The organism is Streptomyces sp. WAC06614, assembly GCF_003949795.1.
Lineage (GTDB): Bacteria > Actinomycetota > Actinomycetes > Streptomycetales > Streptomycetaceae > Streptomyces.
The window spans coordinates 1-23,109 of sequence record NZ_RPRY01000093.1; the positions used below are offsets into that span (position 1 = coordinate 1).

17 protein-coding genes and 1 tRNA gene are annotated in these 23,109 nt (G+C 75.2%); 8 read left to right on the top strand and 10 right to left on the bottom strand.

Annotation, left to right across the window (positions count from 1 at the left end; all coding sequences use genetic code 11):
• Positions 1–121: 121 nt before the first annotated feature.
• From EF918_RS15150 to EF918_RS15160, 3 genes are all read right to left on the bottom strand, one after another.
• Positions 122–4,756 (bottom strand): hypothetical protein, encoded by a 4,635-nt coding sequence (locus tag EF918_RS15150; protein WP_125645841.1) that lies wholly within the window; start codon positions 4,754–4,756, stop codon positions 122–124.
• Between the two features lie 134 nt (positions 4,757–4,890).
• Positions 4,891–7,383 carry a hypothetical protein gene (locus EF918_RS15155; RefSeq protein WP_125645843.1) on the bottom strand — a complete coding sequence of 831 codons (2,493 nt, stop codon included), beginning with the start codon at positions 7,381–7,383 and terminating at the stop codon, positions 4,891–4,893.
• A 3-nt stretch (positions 7,384–7,386) separates the two neighbouring features.
• Positions 7,387–7,458: transfer RNA gene (locus tag EF918_RS15160), tRNA-Pro, on the bottom strand.
• A gap of 194 nt (positions 7,459–7,652) precedes the next feature.
• Between EF918_RS15160 and EF918_RS15165 the strand changes: the two genes are divergently transcribed.
• Complete coding sequence (locus EF918_RS15165) at positions 7,653–8,132, top strand: hypothetical protein (protein WP_260610223.1); 480 nt, start codon at positions 7,653–7,655, stop codon at positions 8,130–8,132.
• Between the two features lie 12 nt (positions 8,133–8,144).
• On the opposite strand, the gene EF918_RS15170 is transcribed toward EF918_RS15165, so the two are convergent.
• Positions 8,145–8,624, bottom strand: coding sequence for a MarR family winged helix-turn-helix transcriptional regulator (locus tag EF918_RS15170; protein ID WP_125645845.1), 480 nt, complete (start codon positions 8,622–8,624; stop codon positions 8,145–8,147).
• A gap of 135 nt (positions 8,625–8,759) precedes the next feature.
• On the opposite strand from EF918_RS15170, the gene EF918_RS15175 reads away from it, so the two are divergent.
• Positions 8,760–9,611: an SDR family NAD(P)-dependent oxidoreductase gene (locus EF918_RS15175; RefSeq protein WP_125645847.1), complete on the top strand. Its 852-nt coding sequence runs from the start codon at positions 8,760–8,762 to the stop codon at positions 9,609–9,611.
• Between the two features lie 84 nt (positions 9,612–9,695).
• Positions 9,696–11,006 (top strand): pyroglutamyl peptidase, encoded by a 1,311-nt coding sequence (locus EF918_RS15180; RefSeq protein WP_125645849.1) that lies wholly within the window; start codon positions 9,696–9,698, stop codon positions 11,004–11,006.
• 19 nt (positions 11,007–11,025) lie between these two features.
• Here EF918_RS15180 and EF918_RS15185 read toward each other — a convergent pair whose 3' ends face one another.
• The 5 genes from EF918_RS15185 to EF918_RS15205 form a co-directional block, all read right to left on the bottom strand.
• A complete protein-coding gene (locus EF918_RS15185) occupies positions 11,026–11,640 on the bottom strand; it encodes a nucleoside/nucleotide kinase family protein (protein WP_125645851.1) in 615 nt (204 codons plus the stop codon).
• Positions 11,641–11,701: 61 nt separating this feature from the next.
• A complete protein-coding gene (locus EF918_RS15190) occupies positions 11,702–12,976 on the bottom strand; it encodes a VWA-like domain-containing protein (RefSeq protein WP_125645853.1) in 1,275 nt (424 codons plus the stop codon).
• The gene (locus EF918_RS15195) at positions 12,973–14,193 is read right to left on the bottom strand and encodes a MoxR family ATPase (protein WP_125645855.1); all 1,221 of its coding nucleotides are present in this window, start codon (positions 14,191–14,193) and stop codon (positions 12,973–12,975) included. The genes EF918_RS15190 and EF918_RS15195 overlap by 4 nt, the downstream gene beginning before the upstream one ends.
• Before the next feature lie 42 nt (positions 14,194–14,235).
• Positions 14,236–15,771, bottom strand: coding sequence for a hypothetical protein (locus EF918_RS15200; RefSeq protein ID WP_260610225.1), 1,536 nt, complete (start codon positions 15,769–15,771; stop codon positions 14,236–14,238).
• A 107-nt stretch (positions 15,772–15,878) separates the two neighbouring features.
• Positions 15,879–17,705, bottom strand: a complete 1,827-nt coding sequence (locus EF918_RS15205) for a glycoside hydrolase family 15 protein (RefSeq protein ID WP_125645857.1) — start codon at positions 17,703–17,705, stop codon at positions 15,879–15,881.
• Positions 17,706–17,852: 147 nt separating this feature from the next.
• Here EF918_RS15205 and EF918_RS15210 point away from each other — a divergent pair, with 147 nt between their 5' ends.
• The 4 genes from EF918_RS15210 (at position 17,853) to EF918_RS15225 (ending at position 21,523) form a co-directional block, all read left to right on the top strand.
• Positions 17,853–18,485, top strand: a complete 633-nt coding sequence (locus EF918_RS15210; RefSeq protein ID WP_125645859.1) for a hypothetical protein — start codon at positions 17,853–17,855, stop codon at positions 18,483–18,485.
• Between the two features lie 106 nt (positions 18,486–18,591).
• Positions 18,592–18,798, top strand: coding sequence for a ferredoxin (locus tag EF918_RS15215; protein ID WP_125645869.1), 207 nt, complete (start codon positions 18,592–18,594; stop codon positions 18,796–18,798).
• Positions 18,791–20,179 (top strand): NAD(P)/FAD-dependent oxidoreductase, encoded by a 1,389-nt coding sequence (locus EF918_RS15220; RefSeq protein WP_125645861.1) that lies wholly within the window; start codon positions 18,791–18,793, stop codon positions 20,177–20,179. Before EF918_RS15215 ends, EF918_RS15220 begins: the two co-directional genes overlap by 8 nt.
• Before the next feature lie 81 nt (positions 20,180–20,260).
• Entirely contained in the window at positions 20,261–21,523 is a 1,263-nt protein-coding gene (locus EF918_RS15225; RefSeq protein ID WP_125645863.1) for a cytochrome P450, read from the top strand.
• Between the two features lie 22 nt (positions 21,524–21,545).
• Here EF918_RS15225 and EF918_RS15230 read toward each other — a convergent pair whose 3' ends face one another.
• A complete protein-coding gene (locus EF918_RS15230) occupies positions 21,546–21,932 on the bottom strand; it encodes a hypothetical protein (protein WP_125645865.1) in 387 nt (128 codons plus the stop codon).
• 212 nt (positions 21,933–22,144) lie between these two features.
• On the opposite strand from EF918_RS15230, the gene EF918_RS15235 reads away from it, so the two are divergent.
• A partial coding sequence (locus EF918_RS15235; protein ID WP_148141233.1) for a serine/threonine-protein kinase occupies positions 22,145–23,109 on the top strand: 965 nt, incomplete at its 3' end.

The following is a 23,109-nucleotide window of genomic DNA, read 5'->3' on the forward strand; positions in this document are numbered from 1 at the left end:
GGGTGCGGTGGCGGGGTGGCGCGGGGTGCGGTGGCGCCGACCGGCATGCCACCGAGCACCACCCCCTGCCGTCCCGCCGTCCCGCCGTCCCGCCGTCCTTCCGGCACCGCGGCGCCAGGCCTCAGCTCCCGTGGGTGACGTTCTGCCGTGCGACCACCTCCCTCGACCGGGCCCAGGCCCGCGCGAACATCTCGTGCACTGGCTCGGGCGCCAGCAGGCGCAGGTACGGAGCGTGGACCGACCTGCCGTGGACCGAGGCCAGATGGGTGGCCGCCTTGGGCTGCTCCAGGGGCAGGTGAGGAGCCTTCAGGTCGGTCCACTCCCCCGGGACGAACGCCGTCCGTCCCGCGCGGGGCCGTCTGCCGCTGAGCACCGCCCCGGTGGCGACCAGCTCGGCCTGGGCCGACTTGTGCCGGTCGGCGGACCAGCCGTTCCAGCGGCGCAGGTTCTTGTCGGTGGGCCGGGACAGGGTCAGCAGCTGGAGGTACAGCGCGGCGGCGTCCGCACCCGTCCCCAGGGTCCGGGCCACCTCGGCGACCAGGTCCGGGACGCTGAGCGCCGGGTTGGTCTCGTAGCCCCCGGCCCCGACCGGGGTGTCGGCCGCACGCGCCACGATCCGGTCGAGTCCGGCGAGCTCGGCCCGCAGCGTGGTGAGCCGCTCCTGCAGAGCGGTCAGCCGCAGGTCCGCGCACAGCCGTACCGCTCGCTCGACCTGATCGGCATCGGCGAGCGAGGCCGTCCGGACGAAGACGTCCCCGCGGGGCGCCGCCACCACGAACAAGCCGTTGTCGTGGGCCGTCGGAGCCTCCGTGACACCGTCGGCGAAGGGCTCCGGGCACGGGACGCACGCACCCTCGTACGGGGCGAACCCCGGGGCACCGACCAGTCCCGGCGCCCGGGGGTACAGCACCGGTACCAGCGTGCCGGGGTCGTCCAGCACCGCCCGCAGCCGGGTGTACAGGGCCAGCGCGCCGGCCGCGGCCGGGTCTCCGACGGGCCGCTCGGTCAGTGCCCAGACGATCATCGAGCCGACCGACTGGTGCAACGGGCTGCTCCCCGCCATCCATGTGCCGGTCGTGCCGTCGGACCGGCGCAGGTGGAGCCGGAGTTCCCCCTCCGGGGTGGGCCGGAGGACGAAACCGTGCTTCCCGAAGTCGCCGCGGCCCTCCGGCGCCCGGCCGGCCGTCAGCGCAGTCGCCCAGTCCGCTCCGAGCCCGAGGTCCTCCTCCATCTGTACGGCCAACTGCTCGTCGACGTACGGGGTCGTACCGAGGAGCCCGACCCATGCCTTGGCCATGCGCGCGGCCGCGGCCGTCATTCCGCCGGGCTGCCAGAGCTCGGCCGGATCCTCGGGCACGCCCGCCGCCAGGACCGCGCGCTGCCCGGCGGAGCCCAGCTCGTGGGCGAGCAGCATGCCGTAGTCCCGGATCAGCTCCTTGCTCAGCTTGTACGGGAGCTTGCGCAGCAGGGCCGTGTTGTCGTCATGGTGTTCCCGGGCGGGCAGTCCGGCGAGCACGAGGACCGCGAGGGGGCGGCGGAGCCCGGTGCGCCAGCAGAAGAGGTCCACCGCCTCCGGCGGGACGGTCAGCGGGCCGTGCCGGTCGAGCAGTTCCAGCAGGCGCGGCAGGCGGGCCGTGTCGTCACCGTCGATGGTGACGGTCGTGCACTCCTGCGCGCCGGCGGGTGCCGGGTCGGTGCCGCGCTGGAGGAACCGGGCCAGGCCTCCGCGTGCAGCGGTCGAGGCGACGACCGCGCCGGCTGCCCGGCAGGCCTCCAGTGCCTCGTCGCCCGCACGGCCGATCCGCCAGGTGCTGCCCGTTTCGGCGAAGGGCTGGCGGCTCCAGGTCTCCAGCAGGGCGGCCAGGGCGGCGCGTTCCTCGTCGGGGGTGTGGGCGACGGCCGCGCGCCAGGCCACCGCGTCGATCCCACCCACCAGGACGGCCCATTCGGGCGGCGCCGCCGGCAGGGCGAGCCGCCGGGTCTCGTCGTCGATCTCCCCGCGCAGATGCCGTCCGTCGGCGGCGACGGAGGTCAGCAGCGCCGGCTGGCGCTGCGGCATGTGCTTCTCGAACGCCCGGAGCATGGGCAGGAGTCCGTGGAGGGCGGGAGTCAGGTCGGTGTCCGGGACGGCGGTGGTGAGGGTGACGGCGGGGGCCGACCGCATGATGCCGATCCGCCGGGAGAGCTCCCTGCGCCGGCGCAGCACGTCGGCCGCGAGCCGCGCCGCACGGGCGACGCCTTCGGCGACGCGGGGCTCGGTCACCCCGGGCAGGGCCGGGGTCCGGTCCTCCTCCAGGGCGGCGTCCAGCAGGGCCCGTACGGCCCGGTCGTCGACGGACCGCAGGGTCTTGGACGCGGTCTCGTCGCGCGCGGTGAGGAAGTGCCAGAACGCGGGCGGCGGCACGGGACCCACCTCCTCGCCGAGGGTGGCGGCACTGCGGTGCCCGCGCCGTCGTGGGGACCCGGCGAACGACCGGACCTGCCACAGCAGGGAGTTGTCCTCGGCGGCATGGCAGCGGATGGTGTCCACGTCCACGGCGACGACGTCCTCGCCGCCGGCCGGCATGGCGAGGATGCCCCAGGGGTCGCGGCCCCAGGTGCGGGTGCGGTACTCGGCGCGGCGACCGTCGAGGGACTCCAGCAGGAACTCGCGGGGCGAGTACCCGCTCCACGGGGTGCGGTGGAAGACCCGGCAGCCCACCAGGCGGCCGTCCTGGCCGAGCGGGGACTCGGGGGCGCCGTCGGGCAGGGCGGCCAGGGACTGCTTGTTGTCGGAGTCGGCCCAGCCGTCGGGGGCTCCGGCCCGGCGCAGGGCCTCCGGAGGGTTCCGGTCGCCGGTCGGCTCCCCCGTGAGGGGGTCGACCCGGGTGCGCTTGTCGTGCGTGTGGAACGTCGGCGCGCTCCAGAACCGCCGGCCGTCGCTCATCATCAGGTCGAGGTCGCCGATGCCTTCGCGGCCGCCGGGCCGCAGCACCCGCTCGCCGTCGTGCCGGCCGCCTCCGTCCGGGGTCTCGAAGTGGAAGCCGAGCCCGCCCTGGATCATGCTGTCGTAGGGGCGCAGGCCCAACTGCTGCTCGGGGGTGAACACCTCCTCGGGACGGCTGGCCCAGAAGGCGTGCTCGCCCCAGTCGTTGCGCTCGTGGGTGGTCCAGGCGACGAGGTGGTCACCGCCGACGTGGTGGACGCTGTGGAAGGTGGCGTCGTCGGGCAGCGTGAAGGTGCACGATCCGCGCTCACCGGCGTGGTCGACGGCGACGGCGCGGCGGTGCGAGTAGAGGGTGAGCACCGGCCAGGTGGAGGTGACCTTGATCTGCTCGCCGGGGGCGAAGCCGGCCAGGGCCGCCTCCAGCGCCGGCCAGCCCAGCTCCTCGGGCAGTCCGGCGCGCAGCGCGCGGGCCAGCGGCCCGGTGAGGTCCAGCTCGGCCAGCGCCTCCTCGATGCCGTCCAGGGCGGTGGCGGTCGGGCGGTCCAGCAGCTCGTGCAGCTCGTTCACCGCTTCGTCGGCGGCGGCCAGGCCGCCGCCGCGCAGTGCGCGCAGCAGTGCTTCGATGCGGGTGTGCACCTCGGCGGTGATCCCGGCGTTCTCCGGCAGCCGGGTGATGGCCGTGCCACCCCCGTGTCGCGCGGCGTGGACGGTGCCTTCCAGTCGGCGGCCGAACACCGGGTCGGCGGCCAGCGCCTTGAGGTCCCGCTTGGACCGGTCGCCCCAGTACTGCAGGCGCACGGTCGGACCTGGGTCCTCCACGGGGATGCCCTCGGCGAGGCACACGTCCAGCAGGTCCGCGTCCAGGCCGGGCCAGCGGTACCGGTCCTCGTGCAGGCGCACGGGCGTGCCCGCCGCCTTGATCCGGGGGGCGAACAGGACGACCAGCTCCAGGATCTCCTCGGGCATGGGCTGGCGGGAGATTCCGCCGCCGGTGCGCTGGTGGCCGTACGTGCGGGCGTACCGGCGCAGCCAGTCGGTGAGTCCGCCCGCGGGCTCCGCCCGGCCGGCCGCCGCCGCGTCGGCGACGCCGGAGCGCAGCAGGAGGCGCAGCCAGGCCGCCGCGTCCTTGCGGGAGTCGGGGAACAGCTCCAGGAGCGGGACGTGCAGCTCCTCCGCGGGCGGATGCGTGGCGGTCAGCTTCGCGACGGCGTCCAGCAGCCGGTCGGGGACCGCCTGGCCGCGCGCGGCAGCCACCATCGGCACGATCACCCGGGCGTCCTCCGCCGTCCCCAGGCCGGCGGCGCGCGCCGAGGCCCGCAGTCGGGTGGCGAGATCGGACGGCAGCTCGCCCCCGGCGGCCGTCCAGTCCGCCAGGACCTCGACGAACTCCGTGTGCGCGGCGACGGGTCCCCGTACGTCGGCCAGCCAGGTCTGATGGGCGCTCAGCTCGGCGGTGGCCAGGGCGCCGGCCCGGACGAACATCCGGACGGCGGCCCGGTGCCGGTCGGTGTCCACGGGCAGCCGGTGCTCCCGCTCCGCCTTGCGCGCCAGGGTGAACGCCCGGCCCGCCGTGCGCGGGTGGACACGGAAGAGGCGGTGGCCCACCGTCTCCCAGAACCAGGGCAGATGGGCCGGCGGCAGTCTCCGCGCCCGCCACTGCATGGCGGACAGGAAGGCTCCTGGCTTCTCGTACGCCCGCCGGGCACCCTCGCGGACGGCGTCGAGCAGTTCGAGCGCGGCGGGCCCGGCACCCGGGTCGTGGATCTTGACCCAGTCGGTGTACACCTCCGATGTGCTCGGATCGGACGGCAGCGGGATCTGGAAGTTCATGGCTCGATCGTGCCAGCCGTCGCCGACAACGCCCATCCCGGTCCCGGCGCCTGTGGACAACTCCTCGGCCGACAACTCCCCGGCCCGGCGACGACCGGCCCTCCCACCGGGGCCGGCCGTCCCTCCTCCCCTGCTCAGGCCGAGGTGGCGGCCGGTGCCGGACGCCGGCACATCCAGTGCCCCTCCGTGGTCCAGCCGAGGAAGCGCCGGACCAGGCCGCCGTGGGCGGTGCCGTCGGGCCCGAACTCACCGCCCGCGGCCACCATCCGCAGTCCGGCGACGGCCGGGCCCAGCCGGGCGGCCACGTGCCACGGCTGCCGGGCCGCCTCGGCGGCCACCCACTCCACCACCGCGGCCTGCCGGTCGGGCGGGCACAGCGACAGGTGGAACAGCATCTGCCGCCACGCGTACGCCGCGTCCTTCACCGTGCCCAGCGGACGTGGATGCCCGTGCACCCGGCCCACCAGCCGGCAGACGGTGGCGAAACAGGCCCGGGCCGGCTCCTCCCAGCCGCCCGACGGTGCCACACCCGCCCGGTCGACGAGGACGGCCAGGTTGTGGGTGGTGAGGATCTGCGCCTGTTCGATGACAGTGCCGTTCGCGGCCGGCGACCACGCCCAGGAGGAGCCGCCCGAGGCGGACTTCGCACCCGCTGTCCGGGCGCGGGCCGCCCGCTCGGCACACAGCTCGGCGAACGCGGCCGCCGTCGCGGGCTGCCCGTTCGTACGGGCCCCCTGCCCCTTGCGGGCGAGGGACTGCGCGGCCTGGACCACGGCCATGCTGCGCACGACCGCGCAGTCGATCCCGTAGTAGCGCGCGTAGAGGGTGCCCTCCAGGAGGTCTGCCGCGACGCGGGCGGCCGTCAGGAACTTCGGGGTGAAGGTGCCCATGAAGATGTCGGCCGCGAGTTCCTCCACGAACGGTGCCGACAGCTCCGCCTGCCGACCGAGGTGGGACAGCTCGCGGACCAGCGGGTTGGGCAGCAGCGTTCCGGGGAACGAAGCCAGCGCGAGGTCACCGAGCCGACGCAGCGCGCTCCCCGCCGCGGCCCGCGCCCGGGCGGCGGCGTCCGCGTCGGTGCCGTGCCCGGCGAGAGCCCGCACCCAGGGCAGCTCCTCCACCCGCACCTGGTGCTGGAGGTCGAGCAGCAGCAGAGAACGGCGGTTGCGGAACGCCCGGTACGTGGCGGCCGACAGCGTCCGCAGGGCGGGGTCGGGGTGACGCTCGGCGGTCGCCGCGGCCACCACCTGCGGCACCAGCTCCGCCAGCACCTCGGCGGACGGTACGAGCCCGCGCTCGACCAGCGTCTCCAAGGGCGCGCTCAGCGCGGAACGCACGGCCGCGCGCAGCCGCACCGGGACGGCGGTTCCGGCGGGCATACCGGTCACGGCCGCCTCCTCGGCGGTGACCGCGACGACCGGCGACTCCACGTCGGGCGTCCCCTGGTGCTGGTCCAGTCCGGCCAGCCGCTGGACGACGAGGGCGGCGATGTGGTGGTGCGAGGGCAGGGCCGCCTGCCGGGCCTGCACCTCCCGCAGACGGGTGTGCCGGGCGGACCCGGGCACTCCGCGCTTGGCCACCATCGCCCGCACGGCATGGCGCAGCAGCCCTGCCGGCCGGGGTGGCACGGGCCGCCCGGCGGCCGTCTCCTCCAGGGCGCGGCGCAGGATGCCCGCGTTGGACTTCGGGTTCCGGTGCTTGCCGCACCGCGGGTGGGCGGCCGCGAGCCGGTGGTAGCGCTCCAGCAACGCGGCGGCCTCGGCCTGCCGCTCCCCCAGGCCGCGCGGCGCGGTGCGAGGGCGGCCCGCCCGGTCGGCCCTCTCCGCCACGTCCACCACGTCCGTCGCGTCCACCACCTGCACCGCGTCCGTCGCGTCCGTCCCGTGGCGCAGCCAGTAGGAGAGGAGTTCGTCCTCGAACGGCCGCCACACGGTCAGCGCTTCGCGCTGCGCCTCGACCGCGGCCTTCGGCTGCCGCTGCGCGAGCTGGGCCGACACCTCGCCGACGGTGCGCCGGTGCATGGCGCCCACCTCGGCGGACGGCCGGTCCACGGGGCGGGGCAGGAACCGCAACCGGTCCGCGAACGGCTGGAGTTCCGCCACCAGGGCGGCCGCCGCCTCGATGTCGTCGGCGCGCACCAGCCAGGCGACGGTCAGCAGGGCGGACTCCTCCGGCAGCGTCACCTCGTACCGGCCGCTGTCGAGCAGTGCCCAGAGGTCGGCCAGGCCCGCTGCGGTGAGGGCATGGGCGAACAGGTCCGCGCGGGTCGCGGGGACGCCCGCGCGGCGCGCGGCCTCCTCCTCGTGCGGGGTGAGCGGACCGGCCGCCGCGGACGTGCCCGTGGCGAACCCTCCGCGCACCACCTCCGGCGTCACCCAGGCCGGAAGTCCTGCCACGGGCGTGCGCGAACCGACGTCGAGCCGACCGCCGGCGATCCCCTCCAGCACGGCGCGCCACTGGCTCGTCCGGCCTTCGGCGCGGGCGCGCGTGGCCTCGTCCGGGTGGGTCTCGGAGGTCCGCAGGGCCCGTGCCAACTGCTGGGCGGCGTAGGCCGGGGACACCGTGACGGTGGGCGCGCGGTGGGTCGGGCGGGGCGTCGGAAGCTGCTGGTCAGCGATCTCGTTCATCAGCCGGCACGGCAGGTTCTGCCCCTGCGCCCTCCGGATCCCGAGTCCGGTGCTCTTCTGCTGAGCTACACGCCGTTCATCGGGATCGACCCTAGAAGGGCGTGCACCCCGCGGGCAATCGAATTCGGAGGTCCTCGCCGGGCCTGGCTGCGGGCCCCCTTGATCGTCCCGCCTGCGGGTGCGGGGGGCGCCGACTTGGGAGAAGCTGGCGGTGGAGGGCGGCGCGGCCGCCGCCTCCAGCGGCACGCAAGGGCGAGCAAGGGGGTCTCGTGGCCACCACAGCGAGCAGCGCAGGACGACGCGCGGGCAGGATCGGATCCAGGGCGCGGGCGGCGCTGTTCTGGGGAGCGGCGGGGCTGCTGGCAGCCACGACCGTCCCGGCGTCGGCGGCGGAGCCCATGCCCGCACCTTCGGGCGTGGTGGTCGTGGACTGCTTCGGGGCGCCGCAGGTGCGGCCCAAGAAGTACCTGCTCGCCTGCGGCGACGGGAACAACCAGCTCGTCAGGCTGCGTTGGAGCAGCTGGGGCCCACGCACCGCGACGGCCACGGGGATCGACATGGTCAACAACTGCCGGCCGTACTGCGCGGCCGGGCGCTTCGTGCCGTATCCGGTGCGGGTCACCTTGAGCCACCCGAAGCCCTGGCCCGGGCATGCCGACGCGAGCCGGTTCACCATGATCCGCCTGGTCTACCCCAGGGCGGCGCCGCACCCGGTGCCGCACGACGTGACGTACCGGCTGGTCTACTGACCACCGGCTCGTCTACTGATCCGCGTGCTTCTCCTTGGCCGCCTTGAGCTTGCGCCAGACCGCGGCGAGCGCCGCGATGTCCTGCGCGTCGAGCAGGTCGGTGAAGACGGGGGCGAGCACCTCGCGGCGGGTGGCATCGGCCGCGGCGAAGAGCCGGTGGCCCTCCGGGGTGAGGGCCACCTCGACGGAGCGGGCGTCGCGCGCGGAAGGGGTACGGGTGACCAGGCCGCGCCCCTGGAGGGCGTCCACCACCCGGGAGACCTGGCTGCGGCTGAGCATGGTGCTGTTGCCGAGGACGGAGGCCGGGACCGGCTCGGGGCTGGCGGCCAGCCACAGCAGGACCTCGAACCAGGACACCGGGAGGTCATGTGCCTTGGTCAGGGCCCGGTCGACCCGTTCGGTGAGGGTGGTGCCGGCCCAGACCAGCCCGTAGAAGGCGTAGTCCGCGTCCGGCATCTCGGCCTGGGTGAGTTTCTTGGTCCTCGGTGTCATGGACCGATTTTAGGGGTTGCGTGCACACGCACACAATTCTATGATGTGTGTGCACGCACATAAATGCGTCATCGGCCTACCTCCCGTGCATCCCGCGCCCCACACGACTCCCCTAACTCCCGAAAGGCACTCCCCATGTCCTCCACCAGCACCCCCCGCACCGTCCTCATCACCGGCACCTCCTCCGGCATCGGCCTCGCCGCAGCGATCGCCGCCGCGCGGGCCGGCTGGACCACCGTCGCCACCCTGCGCGACACCGGCCGCGCGGACGCCCTGCGCAAGGCCGCCGCCGAGGCGGGCGTCGAGCTCGACATCCGGCAGCTGGACGTCGTCGACGAGGCCTCCGTGGCCGCCGCCGTCGACGGGGTGATCGCCGACTACGGCCGCCTGGACGCGGTGGTCAACAACGCCGGCGCCGGCCACCTCGGCACCCTGGAGAACGAGACCGTCGCCGACGTCCGCAAGGTCATGGAGGTCAACTTCTTCGGCGTCCTGAACGTCTCCAAGGCCGCCATGCCGCACCTGCGGGCCTCGGGCGGCCGCCTGATCACGGTCACCAGCGTGGGCGGCGTCATCGGCCAGCCGTTCAACGAGGCGTACTGCGCGGCGAAGTTCGCCGTCGAGGGCTACATGGAGAGCCTGGCCCCGGTGGCCCGCACCCTGGGCGTCAGCGTCTCGGTCGTCGAGCCCGGCGCCGTGGCCACCGAGTTCGTGAACAACCTCGGGGTCGACCTGGAGGAGTACATGGCCGCCGCCGGGGACTACGCCGAGCCGCTGCGCCGCTACGTCGACCGCACCGTCCCGCAGTTCCTCACCGGTGCCCAGACCCCCGCCGAGGCGGCCGAGGCGGTCATCGAGGCCCTGACCGCCGACCGGCCGGCGTTCCGGATCCAGACCTCCGAGTGGGCGCGCGGTTTCACCGGCACCAAGCTGACCGACCTCGACGGCTCCGCGGTCCAGGACCTGACCACGAGCTGGATCAGCTGACCCGGTCGGCAGCAGGAGCGGTCCCCTCGGACGTCCGGAAGGCGTCTGGTGGGACCGCTTCCCCCGTATGTAATGTCACATTGCATGACCTTCCTGACCCGCAGCGTGACGCCCACGCTCTTACGCCGTGCCGCCACCGTCGCGGTCCTCCTGGCGAGCACCCTGCCCCTGGCGGCCACCGCCCCCGCCCATGCCGCCAGCGGCGCGTCCTGCACCGCCTCCCCCACCGCGCGGCTCGACCCCGAACAGACCCGGCTCACCGATCCCCGGACCACCGCCCTCGTCGCACGGGCGGGGCTGTCGGCCTTCGTGGACCGCTTCCCGGCCGCCCTGTGCACCGTACGGCGGCCCGCCGAGGCCGGCCCGCTGCTCGACGCCTGGGGCGAGGCCCTCTGGCAGGCCTCCGTGCACCGCGCCCAGGGCAAGCGGCCCGGCGGGGACCTGGCCGCCGGCGACGACCGGCCGCTGTACTGGGCACGGCTCGCCATGACCGCCGCGCTCGCCCGCTGGGAACCGGGCTTCCCCGTCGACCGGGCCGCGCTGCGCGCCCGGTTCGAGGACGCCTCCCGCGGTCTGACGGACAACTCCTTCACCGGCGCCCCCGGGGTCCGGCGGGTGTTCATCAGCGGCTTCGACCCGTTCGGCCTCGACGCCGAACTGCGCCGGGGCAACCCCTCCGGCTCCGCGGCCCTCCAGCTCAACGGCCGGCGCATCACCCTCGCCGACGGCGGCACGGCCGAGATCCGCGCGGTGGTCCTGCCCGTGCGGTACGCCGACTTCGACGCGGGCATCGTGGAGCGCGCGTTCGCCCCACGGATGGCGGCCGCCGCCGGCCCCGGCCCGGCCGACCTCATCACCACCGTCAGCCAGGGATACCCCGGGATCTTCACGCTGGAGGAGTGGGCGGGCCGGTCGCGGTCGGCGGACCCCTACCCCGACAACACCGGCGCCCTGTCCGGCGGGACCCGCAACCGCCCGGTGACGGCTCCCGGCATGGGACCCGGCCCCGAGTTCATCCGCACCACACTCCCGGTGGACACCGTGACCGGCGCGGTCCAGAGCCCGTACCCGGTGCTGCTGAACCCCGACGTCACGGAGATACCGGCCGGCGGCACCGAACCGGTGGACCGCGCGGACGGTCCGACGCCGGGATCGCGCGCCGTCGCGGGCGGCGGGGGCGGCTACCTCTCCAACGAGGTGGCCTACCGCTCCAACCGGCTGCGCGGCGAACTCGCCCCGCAGCTGCCCGGCGGCCATCTGCACACCCCGGTCCTGACCGGCCTGCCCGCCGACCCCCAGGTCCTGACCGGACCGGAGTTCGAACGGAACGAGAGCGCGATCGCGACCGAGGTCCGCGAGGTGCTCGCGCACGCCGCCGCGGCCCGCCGGCCCTGAAGCACCGGCCGGCGCGCCCTCACTCCAGCACGAGGTCGGCCTTCCGCCGCCCGGCCGCGACGAGCCGCGCGTTCGCCTCGTCCGAGCGGGCCACCCAGTCCGCCGCGTACGCGGGGTCCTTGCCGTGGCGGACGTGGCGGTCGGTCAGCCGGCGCACCCGCAGGGCGTCGTCGGGCGCGAGGAACCAGACCTCGTCGAGCAGGGGCGCCACCGCGCCCCACTCCCCCGCCTCGTACAGCAGGTAGTTGCCCTCGGTGATCACCAGGGGCACCTCGGGGCGGCAGGCGATGCTCCCCGCCACCGGCTCCTCCAGCGAGCGGTCGAAGGCGGGCGCGTACACCACGCCCGCCTCGGCCGGCTGCCGGAGGCGGCGCAGCAGGGCGGCGTACCCGGCGGCGTCGAAGGTGTCGGGGGCGCCCTTGCGGTCGGCCCGGCCGAGCCGGAGCAGTTCGGCCCCGGCCAGGTGGAAGCCGTCCATCGGCACGACCACGGCCAGTTCCGGTCCGAGCGCGGCCGCGAGCCGGCCGGCCAGGGTGGACTTGCCCGCGCCCGGCGGTCCGGCGATCCCGAGGATCCGCCGGCCGCCGGCCGTGGCGAGGTCCCGGGCCCGGCGTTCCAGTGCTGCGTGGTCCATGCCCGCATCCTGCCCGACCGCCGGCCCCCGGCAACCCCCACCCGTCGCGGGGCCCGGTGCGCTACCCGATCTCGACGACCCGCGCCCAGTCGGGCGGCCCGTCCGGTACGTACTCCGGGTCCTCCTCGATCCACGCCGCCGGGCGGCCGTGGTGCCGGGGGAACAGGCCGACCACGGTCCGGCACGGTGGCCGGCGGTCCGGCCAGGGCGTCTGCCCGTCGGTGAGGACCACGACGACGTCCGGACCGGGCCGGGTCCGCAGGGCGCGGGCGAAGCCCGTGCGCAGGTCCGTGCCCCCGCCGCCGACGAGCGGGATGCCCTCCCCCCGGCACAGCGGGTGCACGAGCCGGGCCGCGGCGTCGCACGGGATCACGGTGACCTGGTCCCGGCGGCCGCCCACGGAGCGGGAGATCGCGGCGACCTCCAGGAGCGCGCTGCCCAGTTCCGCGTCGCTGACCGAGCCCGAGGTGTCGATGATCACGCTGACCCTGGGCGGCCGGCGCCGCAGGCTCGGCAGGACCGCCCCCGGCAGCCCCGCCGAACGGCGCGACGGACGGCCGTAGCTGTAGTCCTCCCCGGCCCCCGCGGCGGACGCCGCCGAACGGACCGCCGCGCCCAGCAGGTCCCGCCACGGCTGCGGCGGGTGGAACGCCTCCTCCGCCCAGCGCCGCCAGCCCTCCGGGGAACTGCCCGGACGCCCCGTGATGCCCTGGGCCACCCGGAAGCGGACGGCGTCGCGTTCCTGCTCGCTCAGCCCGTGCGCGCCGTCGGGGCCGAGGTCCCAGGGGCGGTCCAGGCCGTCGGCGCCGCTGCCGCAGTCCAGCCAGTTCAGGCGCTGACTGGACCGGCCGAGCACGAACTCGCGTACGTACTCCTCCATCAGCCGTCCGGTCGGCAGCCCCAGGCGTCGGGGTGTCACCGCGTCCCGGGGCTCGGCCAGTCCGTCGCCGAAGATGTCGTCGTTGATCTCGCAGTCGGCGGCGATGTTCGTCCGCAGCCGGTCGCCCGGACCGGTCATCCCCTGCTCCCGGGCGAGGCGGTCGCCGCGACCGTGGTGGTCGCGCAGCAGGTGGGAGACCTCGTGCACCCACACCCCGGCCAGCTCCTCCACCGGCGTGGCCGTCACGAAGGCCGGGGAGACGTAGCACCGCCAGTACGGGTCGACGCCCATCGTCGGGACCCGCCAGGACTCGACCACGTGCAGGGCGAACAGGGCCGTCGCCAGGTACGGCCGGGCCCGCGCCGCCTGCAGCCGGGCGGCGAACAGCTTGTCGCGGTCCAGGGCCGGCCGTCGGCCCTCGCAGGCCCGGGCGGCCGCCGGTGCGCCACCCGTCATCGGCCCACCGCCGCTCCGGCCCCGGCGCCGGCCCGGACCCGGCCGCCGGCCTCGTCGGCGCGCCGGGACAGCGACACCACGCCGGCGAGCCGCTCGATGGACTCCGGCACGTCCCACTCGTCACGGCGCAGCGCGGCCAGGGTGTTCGCCGGTACGACGACCAGGTCGGGAGCCCCCGTCTCCAGCGCGCGCACCAGCAGCTCCCAGGCCGCATCCCAGCGTGCCTCGTCCGGGCGGGCCCGTACGGCCGCCACCACGCCGTCGAGCACGGCCTGGCGCAGATCGCCCCGCTCGGGCAGGACGGCCGCGGCCGGGTCGGCGAGCAGGTCCTCGGGGTCCGGCAGGTCCATCCGGTCCAGCCCGGCCAGCAGCTCCAGCCCGGGGCCGTCCCCGACGGTGCCCCTGACCAGCAGCGACAGCACGTCGCGGGAGGCTCCGGCCGCGGTGGCGAAGGCGATCAGGTGCAGGGTCATCTCCCAGCTGCGTGGCGACGGCCAGGGTCCGCCCCGGCGGCCCTCGTTCCGGGGCAGCTGGTGGACGAGGTCGGGGCGGGCGGTCAGCAGCCCGCAGACCGCGCGGCGGGCGAACTCCACGGCGTGCGGCAGTGTGCCGGGGTCCAGCCGCGGCAGCGTGGCGCGCGGCCAGGTCCCGCCGAGGCCGCGTACCACGACCTCGTGGTCGTGGGTCCACCGGAGGTGGACGAACCGGTTGGCCAGCGGCGCGCTGAGTTCCCAGCCGTCGGCGGCCGAGGAGCGCGGGTTGGCGGCGGCCACGATCCGCACCCCGGGCGGCAGCCGCAGGGCGCCGATCCGGCGTTCGAGCACGAGCCGGAGCAGGGCGGCCTGGACGGCCGGGGGCGCGGTGGACAGCTCGTCCAGGAACAGCAGCCCGCGCCCGGCCCGGACCAGCCGTACGGCCCAGTCCGGCGGGGCCATCGGCACGCCCTGCTCCGCGGGGTCGTCCCCGACCACGGGCAGGCCGGAGAAGTCGGACGGCTCGTGCACGCTGGCGATCACCGTGGTCAACGGCAGGTCCAGGGCTTCGGCGAGCTGGGTGAGCCCGGCGGTCTTGCCGATGCCCGGCTCGCCCCAGAGCAGCACGGGCAGGTCGGCGGCCACGGCCAGGGTGAGCGCCTCCAGTTGCTCGTCGGGGCGCGGTTCGGTGTCGGTGGTGCGCAGCAGGGCGAGCAGGCGCCCGGCGACGTCGAGTGCAGTCATGTGTGATCACCTGAGAGGAGGTCGGGGGGCGTCGGCCCCGCGTCAGCGAGCAGGAGGGGTGGGTGCGAAGCCCGCGCGGGCGCGGCGGTCGCGGCGCAGCCGGGCGGCGCGGTGCATACGGGGCGGACCGTCGCCGACCAGGCCCGCCCGGTACGTGCCGTACGCGATCCGTCGTTCCGCGGCGGCCTCCAGGGCCGTGCGCAGCGGCCCGTCGCGCAGGACGGCCGCGGGGCCGAGCAGTCCTTCGACGACGGCCAGGGCCCCGGCGACGTCGCCGTGGTCCAGCCGTTCGCGGACACCGGCCAGGCAGTCCGGGCGGCGGTGCGCCTCGTCGATGGCCCGCAGGCAGGGCATCGGGGTGCCGGTCAGGGCGAACAGCAGTTCCTCGCGGCGGATCTCGGCCGGTTCGTGGTCGAGCGGGACCAGGACCCCGTCGACCAGGGCGATCCGGTGGCGGGCGCCACGGCAGTCCACCACGCGGGGCTGCCCGGCCCCCTCCGCGGCCCGGGGCGGTCCGGCCGGGCCCGATCCGGGGACAAGGGCGGCCGCGACGAGCGGATGCAGCCGGTCCACGGCGATCGCGCCGGCCCGGAGCAGCTCCAGGTCGGGCAGCAGCCAGGTCGCCGCGTCGGGCAGGACCGGCAGCCGGGTGCCGTCGGCCCGGTCCGGGCGTGCGGCCTCGATCCGCCAGTGCGGCGGCCCGCCGTCGGCCGGGTCCCGGCGGGCGGCCAGGTCCAGGGCGAGCCGGAGGCGGCCGCCGAGCCGGACGCTCACGGTGCCCGCGGTCCGCCCTTCGGCGGCGAGCAGGATCCCCGCTTCGGCCGCCCACCGGTCGACGGCGCAGCCGCGGTCCTCGGGGACCAGCCCGCGCAGCTCGGGGACGAGCCCGTCCCGCTCCCGGCCACCGGCCGAGGCGGCCGAGGCGGCCGAGGCGGCCGAGGCGGCCGAGGCGGCCGAGGCGGCCGAGGCGGCCGAGGCGGCCGAGGCGGCCGAGGCGGCCGAGGCGGCCGAGGCGGCCGAGTGACCGTCGGCCCCGGCCCGGATCCGTAGCTCGTCGGTGCGGCGCGCGTCCCACAGGTGCCGGTGCAGGTCCAGGCGGTACCGCCGGTGCGGCCGCGGGTGCGGATGGCGGTACGGGCCCGCCCCGGAAGGGCTCCCGTCCCACAGCGCCAGGCTCAGTCGCTGGCCGGCGTCGGCCCAGGCCGGTGCGGTGCGCACCACGAGGTGCGGTGGGGCCGCCCGGGCCGGTCCCGCCGGGTCGTACCGGGCCAGGGCCACGGTCAGCCCGGGCCGCAGCAGACCGTCGGGGGCGATCCTCGGCAGGTGCCAGCGCAGCAGGTCGGGTGCCAGGTGGCGCAGATCGGCACGGACCCGGTCGGCGAGGTCACGGCCGTGCCGGCGTGCCACGGCGTGCAGGTCGAGGTCGACGTCGATGCCCGCGGCTGCGCAGGCCCCCGCCCAGTCGCCGGCCCGGCGGCGGGCGGTCGCGGTCTCGATCATGGAGGCCGGTACGGCGAACTCGCGCACACGCGGCCAGAAGGAAAGTCGGGTGATTCCGTTCGCGGAGTGAGTGGCCATCAGCACTCACCTTGCGCGGACGGTACCCCCGATCCTGTCGCGGAAGAAGTAGTCATCGCGGCGATCGTAACGGCGTCGTCCGCCGGCCACCACGGAATATCAGGGGCTCAGCCTTCCGCCCGGTCCAGTTCCTCGTCGAGCGCCAGCGCGGCCGTGATGAGCGCGAGGTGGGTGAAGGCCTGCGGGAAGTTGCCCAGTTGTTCCCCGGTCGGGCCGATCTCCTCGGCGAACAGGCCGACGTGGTTGGCGTAGGTGAGCATCTTGTCGAAGGCGTAGCGGGCCATGGGGAGCCGGCCGGCCCGGGCGAGCGCGCTGACGTAGAAGAAGGTGCACAGGGAGAAGGTGCCCTCGTCGCCGCGCAGGCCGTCGGGGGACTCGCGCGGGTCGTAGCGGTGCACCAGGCTGTCGGAGACGAGGTCCGCCTCGATGGCGTCGAGGGTGGACAGCCAGCGGCGGTCCTTCGGGGAGAGGAAGCCGAGGATCGGCATGAGCAGCAGCGAGGCGTCGAGCACGTCGCCGTCGAGGTACTGCACGAACGCCTGGCGGCGGCTGCTGTACCCGCGTTCGACGATCTGCCGGAAGATGGCGTCGCGGGCGGCGGTCCAGGCGGGTACGTCGGCGGGCCGGGCCAGCTCGTGGGCCAGCCGGATGCCCCGGTCGAACGCCGCCCAGCACATCAGCCGGCTGTAGGTGAAGTCCCGGCGGCCGCCGCGGGTCTCCCAGATGCCCTCGTCGGGGCGGTCCCAGGAGCCGGCCAGCCAGTCCAGCAGGGCGCTCAGGTTCAGCCAGCCGTCGTAGCCGGCGATCTGGGCCACGTCGGGTGCGTGGGTGAGGGCGAAGACGGCCTCGCCGTAGATGTCGAGCTGGAGCTGTTCGGCGGCGCCGTTGCCGAGCCGGACCGGCGCGGATCCGCGGTAGCCCTCCAGGTGGTCGAGGACCTGTTCGTCCAGCCGGTGGTCGCCGTCGACCCGGTACATGATCTGGAGCGGTTCGCCGGTCACGGTGTCCCGGCCGGGCACCCGGGCGCCCAGCCAGTGCCGGAAGGCGTCGGCCTCCTCCTCCAGTCCGAGGTCGATGAGGGCCTTGACGGACAGGGAGGCGTCGCGCACCCAGGTGTAGCGGTAGTCCCAGTTCCGCTCGCCGCCGATGCGTTCGGGCAGTCCCATGGTGACGGCGGCGACCGGCGCCCCGGTCGGGGCGTAGGTCATCAGCTTCAGGGTGATCGCGGAGCGGTTGACGGCCTGCTGCCAGCGCCCGCGGTAGCGGCTGCGGCGCAGCCAGCGGTGCCAGTACGCGTAGGTGGCCGAGAAGGCGTGGCGGACCTCCTGCTCCGTGAGCGGCTCCGGTGGGGCGCTCGCGGGGTCGTGGCACACCGTCAGGACGGCCGCGGCGGTCCGGCCCTGGTCGAGGACGGCCTCGCCGCGCACGCCGGGTCCGTCCCCGGCCAGCCGTACGGCGTCGGTGACCTGGAGGAACACGGCGAGGTCGGGGCCGGCGAAGTGGGCCGTGCCCGGGGTGAGGGTCAGGTGGTGCGGGGCGCGGGCGTAGTCGAAGGCGGGCCGGCAGTCGATCCGGAACCGGACGGTGCCCCGGGTGACCCGCATGATCCGTACGATGCGGTGCCGGTCGGCGGGTGCCTCGGCCTCGCCGAGCGGCATGAAGTCGATGACCTCTCCGACGCCCTCCTCCGTCATGAACCGGGTGACCAGGACGGCGGTGTCCGCCAGGTAGAGCTGGCGCGTGACGGTGCCGGGCGCGTCCTCGGTGACGGTGAAGTGGCCTCCGCGGTGGTGGTCGAGGAGGGACGCGAACAGGCTGGGCGAGTCGAAGCGCGGGGCGCAGAACCAGTCGAGCACGCCCTCGGACGAGATCAGCGCGGCCGTACGGAGGTCCCCGATCAGCCCGTGGTCCCCGATGGGCGGGTAGCGACGCATGGGAAGTCCCTTCGCCGGCGCCCGGACGGTGCGGCCCCGGCCGGTCCTCCCACGCTACGGCTCCGGCCGCCGGCGGGCACCCGTGGCGCGTCACCCGGCTGGGGCGCCCCGCTGGCAGCGGTCCACCGGGGGCGGCTTGCTGGAGGCATGACGAACAGCGTGCCGGGCGGCAGGTCCCGGGAAGCGGCTCTGAGCACCTCGTGGGCCGCCGGGCTGGCCGGGGTGGTCTTCGCCGTGCTGCTGGCGACGGCGATCGTACTGGCCCGGATCGCGCTGCCCGACGGCGGCGGCGCGCACGTCACCGTCGACGCGGGCCACCGGGCCGCGCTGAACGTGGCCGTCGAGCTGGTGCCGTTCGCCGGGATCGCCTTCCTGTGGTTCATGGGGGCGGTGCGCACGCACGTCGGCGAGAAGGAGGACCGGTTCGTGGCCACCGTGTTCCTGGGCAGCGGGCTGGTCTTCGTCGCCACGCTCTTCGGCGCGGCGGCGGCCGTGGGCACGGTGCTCGCCGACAGTCAGCAGCAGGGCTTCGGCAGCGACTTCGCGCACACCCTGCTGACGACGTACGCCCTGCGGATGGCCGCGGTCTTCGTCTTCGCCACCTCCGTGATCGGACGGCGGCTGGGGGTCCTGCCGCGGCCGCTCAGCGCCACCGGGCTGGTGGTGGGGCTGGTGCTGCTGGTGGTGAGCTCCAACGTGCCGTGGTCCGAGCTGCTCTTCCCGGCCTGGGCCCTGCTCATCAGCCTCTACATCCTGCGCGTCGCCCGCCGCCCCGGCTGAGGCCCGCGTCACGTCACCCGAACGGGCCCGCCCCACGCGCCGCGGCCCCACCCGGCCCGCAGGCTGGGGCCCGGAGCCCCGGGGCCACCGAAAGGACAGCACCTTGCTGAGACTCGTCGTCGACCTGAACCGATGCCAGGGGTACGCGCAGTGCGCGTTCCTGGCGCCCGACGTCTTCGCGATGCACGGGGAGGAGGGCCTCCTCTACGACCCCCAGGCGGAAGCCGCCCAGCGGGAGCGGGTGGCCCAGGCCGCCGCGGCGTGCCCCGTGCAGGCGATCCTGGTGGAGGAGCTGGAGGCGTCCGATGCCTGACGCGGCGCTGAACGCCCTGCGCAGCAGCGGCAGGATCGTGATCGTGGGCGCCTCGCTGGCCGGTCTGCGGGCCGCCGAGACCTTGCGGGAGAAGGGCTTCCAGGGCTCGCTCACCATGATCGGCGACGAACCGTACGAACCGTACGACCGGCCGCCGCTGTCCAAGCAGGTGCTGCTGGGCAAGGCCTCCCCCGAGGGCACCGCGCTGCCCCGGCGGCGGGCGATCGACGCGCAGTGGCGCCTGGGGGTGCCGGCGAGCGGTCTGGACATGGCGGGCAAGCGGGTCGAGCTGGCCGACGGCGACTCGGTGCCCTACGACCGGCTGCTGATCGCCACGGGCGTACGGGCCCGGCCCTGGCCGAACGAGGCGGAGGCTGCTCTCGACGGCGTGTTCGTGCTGCGCACCCGCGACGACGGCGCGGCGCTGGCCCGCCGGATGGACGCGGGGCCGCGCCGGGTGCTGGTGATCGGCGCCGGGTTCACCGGGTCCGAGATCGCCTCCGCCTGCCGGGAACGGGGCGTGGAGGTGACCGTCGCCGAGCGCGCCGACGCGCCGCTGGTGGGCGCGCTGGGCGGGGTGGTCGGGGCGGTGGCGGCCGAGCTCCAGCGGGAGAACGGGGTGGACCTGCGCACGGGGGTCATGGTGACCGGGCTGGAGGGCGACTCCACCGGCCGGGTGCGGGCGGCCCATTTCTCCGACGGCACCACGCTGGAGTGCGACGTGGTCGTGGTCTCGCTGGGCGCGCAGCGCAACACCGAGTGGCTGTCCGGTTCCGGGCTGGGCGCGGGTCCGCGGGGCATCGCGTGCGACGCGGGCTGCCGGGCCTTCGACATCACGGGCATCGTCACGGACGACATCTACGTCGCCGGGGACGTCGCCCGTTCCCCGCACCCGCTGTTCGGCTACCAGTTCCTGTCGCTGGAGCACTGGGGCAATGCCGTGGCACAGGCCGAGATCGCGGCGCACAACATGCTCAGCGAGAGCGCGGACCGCCGTCCGCACCTCTGGACGCCGGCGTTCTGGTCGACGCAGTTCGGGGTGAACATCAAGTCGGTCGGCGTGCCGTCGATGGGCACGGAGATCATGATCACGCAGGGTTCGCGCGCCGAGCGCCGGTTCAGCGGGGTGTACGGCTACCAGGGCCGGATCATCGGCGCGGTCACCTTCGACAACGCCCGCTGGCTGGAGTTCTACCGGCACCAGATCGAGTCCACCTGCCCCTTCCCGCCGCCGTACCCGACCGTGGACCGGCGCTCGGAGGGCCACCGGCCGATGCCCGCGGACTTCCCCGACCCGTCGGTGCCCACGCACGGTCCGACCGTGACCCTCAGCGGATACTCGCCGGCCGACCGGCGGATGACCTTCACCCCCGCCAGGTGATCCCGCGAGGTGATCCCTCCAGGTTGATCCCGCGAGGGACCCCGCCCAGGTGACCGACCCGCACGCCACCGGAGAACCCGCATGAAGCAAGGCATCCTGACCGACATCCTGGACTACGCCAACCGGGCGAACCCGTACCCGCTGTACGCGGAGCTGCGCAGGACGCCCGTCTTCCACGACGGCGAAGGGCCGTACGTCGTCAGCACGTACCACGAGATCATGGCGCTGCTGCACGATCCGCGGCTGAGCTCCGACCAGCGCAACCGGACCGCCGGCGCCGCGGACCCGCTCGCCGAGGAGGAGGGCGAGAGCGAGGGCACCACGCTGCCGCCCGGCTTCCTGAAGCTGGACCCGCCCGAGCACGACCGGCTGCGCCGCATGACGAACCGTCCCTTCGGCCCGCCGCACGCGCCGCACCGGATCGAGAGCATGCGCGGGGACCTGGACGAGACGGTCAAGAACCTGATCGACGACATCGCCGACGGCGCCTCGGGCACCGGCGAGGGCACCGAACGGATCGACATCGTCGACCAGTTCTCCTACCCGTTCCCGGTGACGATGATCTGCCGGCTGCTCGGCGTACCGCGCGAGGACGAGGCCCGGTTCCACGTCTGGGCCGACACGCTGGCGGCCAGTCTGGACCCGGACCCTTCGGCGGACGTGGCGGAACGGGCGAAGGTGACGCAGGACGCCCGGATGGAGCTGGGCATGTACCTGGCGGGCCTGATCGAGGAGCGGCGCAAGAACCCGAAGGACGACATGCTCTCGCAGCTCGCCGCCGGGCAGGGCGGGGAGTCCATGTCCACCATGGAGCTGCTCAGCACCGCGGCCCTGCTGCTGATCGCCGGTCACGAGACCACGGTCAACCTGATCACCAACGGCATGCTGACGCTGCTGCGCAACCCGGACGTCCTGCAACGGCTGCGCGCCGAGCCGGGGCTGGCGGTACCGCTGGTGGAGGAGCTGCTGCGGTTCGAGCCACCGGTGCAGTTGCTGCCGCAGCGCACCCCGCTGGTCGACATCGAGGTGTGCGGGGTGACCATCCCGAAGGGCTCCGCGATGTGGCTGATGCTGGCCGCCGGCAACCGGGACCCGCAGCGCTTCGAGAACCCGGACCGGTTCGACCCGGACCGCAAGGACGTCCAGCACCTGGGCCTGGGCAGCGGCATCCACAGCTGCTTCGGCGCCCCGCTGGCCCGGCTGGAGGCGCAGAAGGCGCTCAGCGAACTGGCCCGCCGGCTGGAGAACCCGAGGCTGCTGGAGGACCCGCCGCCCTACCGGCAGAACGCCGTGCTGCGGGGCCCCCGCCACCTGATGGTGGCCTGCGACGGGATCCGGCCCTGAGCTACCGGGCGGTGGCCCCGAGCTACCGGGCGGTGAGCCGGAACCGGGCCTCCAGTTCGTGCTCGCCGGGCACGGTGCCGAGGTGCTCCACCGCGAAGTGCCGTTCCAGCTCCTCGCGGACGTGCCGCACCGGGTCGGCGTCGCCGTAGAGCTCGACGGTCACGGGGCTGACCAGCGTCGGCGGCTCCGTGCCGTGGCGGGCGGCCGGCACCCCGGCGGCGACGGTCGCCGACCACACGGTCGCCGTGATCGCCCCCTCCGGGCCGGTCCGGTCCGGCTGCACGGGTGGTTCCTCGGCCGTGGGGTCCTCGAACGCGGCCTGCAGCACCGCGAACACGGCCAGGGCCGTTTCGTGGTCGCAGCCGGTCAGATGGATTCCGACGTGGTCGGCCCTCTCGGCGATGCTCATCGGCCGCCGCTCCTTTCACCGTCCGGGCAGACCGATCGTACGGAGCCACCGGCCCCGGTCCGGGCCGCCGCACCGGGCCAACCGGATGACGGGGCGGGCGCTCTGTACCGGTCCGGTGACGGGTGTCCGGTCCGGCTTGACGGCCCCGGGGCGTGACCGGTACTCAACATGCCGTCACCTCTCATGGTGCACGGAACGGGGGGTGCACTCGGATGAAGCCGCTGGGTCCTGGCGATCCCGCCTCGGTCGGAGACGGCCGCTACCAGCTCACACACCGGCTGGGGCAGGGCGGAATGGGAGTGGTCTACCTCGGCCGGTCGCCGTCCGGCCGCGCGGTGGCCGTGAAGGTGGTACGGCCCGAACTGAGTACCGAGCCCGGCTTCCGGCGCCGGTTCGCCGACGAGGTCGCGGCCGCCCGGCGGGTGGGCGGCTTCCACACCGCGCCGGTCGTCGACGCCGACCCCGACGCGGACCCGGCCTGGCTGGTCACCGCGTTCGTCCCCGGACCGACCCTGGCCGCCGTGCTGGCCCGGGTCACCGCCCTGCCGCTGGACACGCTGACCGTGCTGGCCGCGGGCCTGGCCGAGGCGCTGGAGGCGATCCACCGCGCCGGGGTGATCCACCGCGACTTCAAACCGGCCAACATCATCATCGCCGAGGACGGGCCCCGGGTCATCGACTTCGGCATCGCCCGGGCGCTGGACGGCACGACGCTGACCCAGACCGGCATGCAGGTGGGCACGCCCGGCTTCCTCTCCCCCGAACAGCTCACGGGGGGCACGATCACACCCGCCGTGGACATGTTCGCCCTCGGGGTGGTGCTGGCCCAGGCCGCGGGCGGCGCACCGTTCGGCGACGGCCCGGCCACCGCCCGGCACTTCAAGGTGGTCTACGAGGACCCCGACCTGACCGAGGTCCCCGAGGAGCTGCGCGAGCTGGTCGCCGACTGCCTCGCCAAGGACCCGGCGGACCGGCCCACGCCGAGCGGGTTCCTGCGCCGCCTGACGGTGCACCACCGCCCGGCGGGCCAGGGCTGGCTGCCGGACGCGGCGACCCAGTTGCTCCCGCGCGCCCCGTACCCGGCCCCGTACCCCATGCCGGAACCGGGCTCCGCGCCGGAGCCCGGTTCCGGCATGGGGTACGGGGCCGGGTACGGGGCGCGCGGGAGCAACTGGGT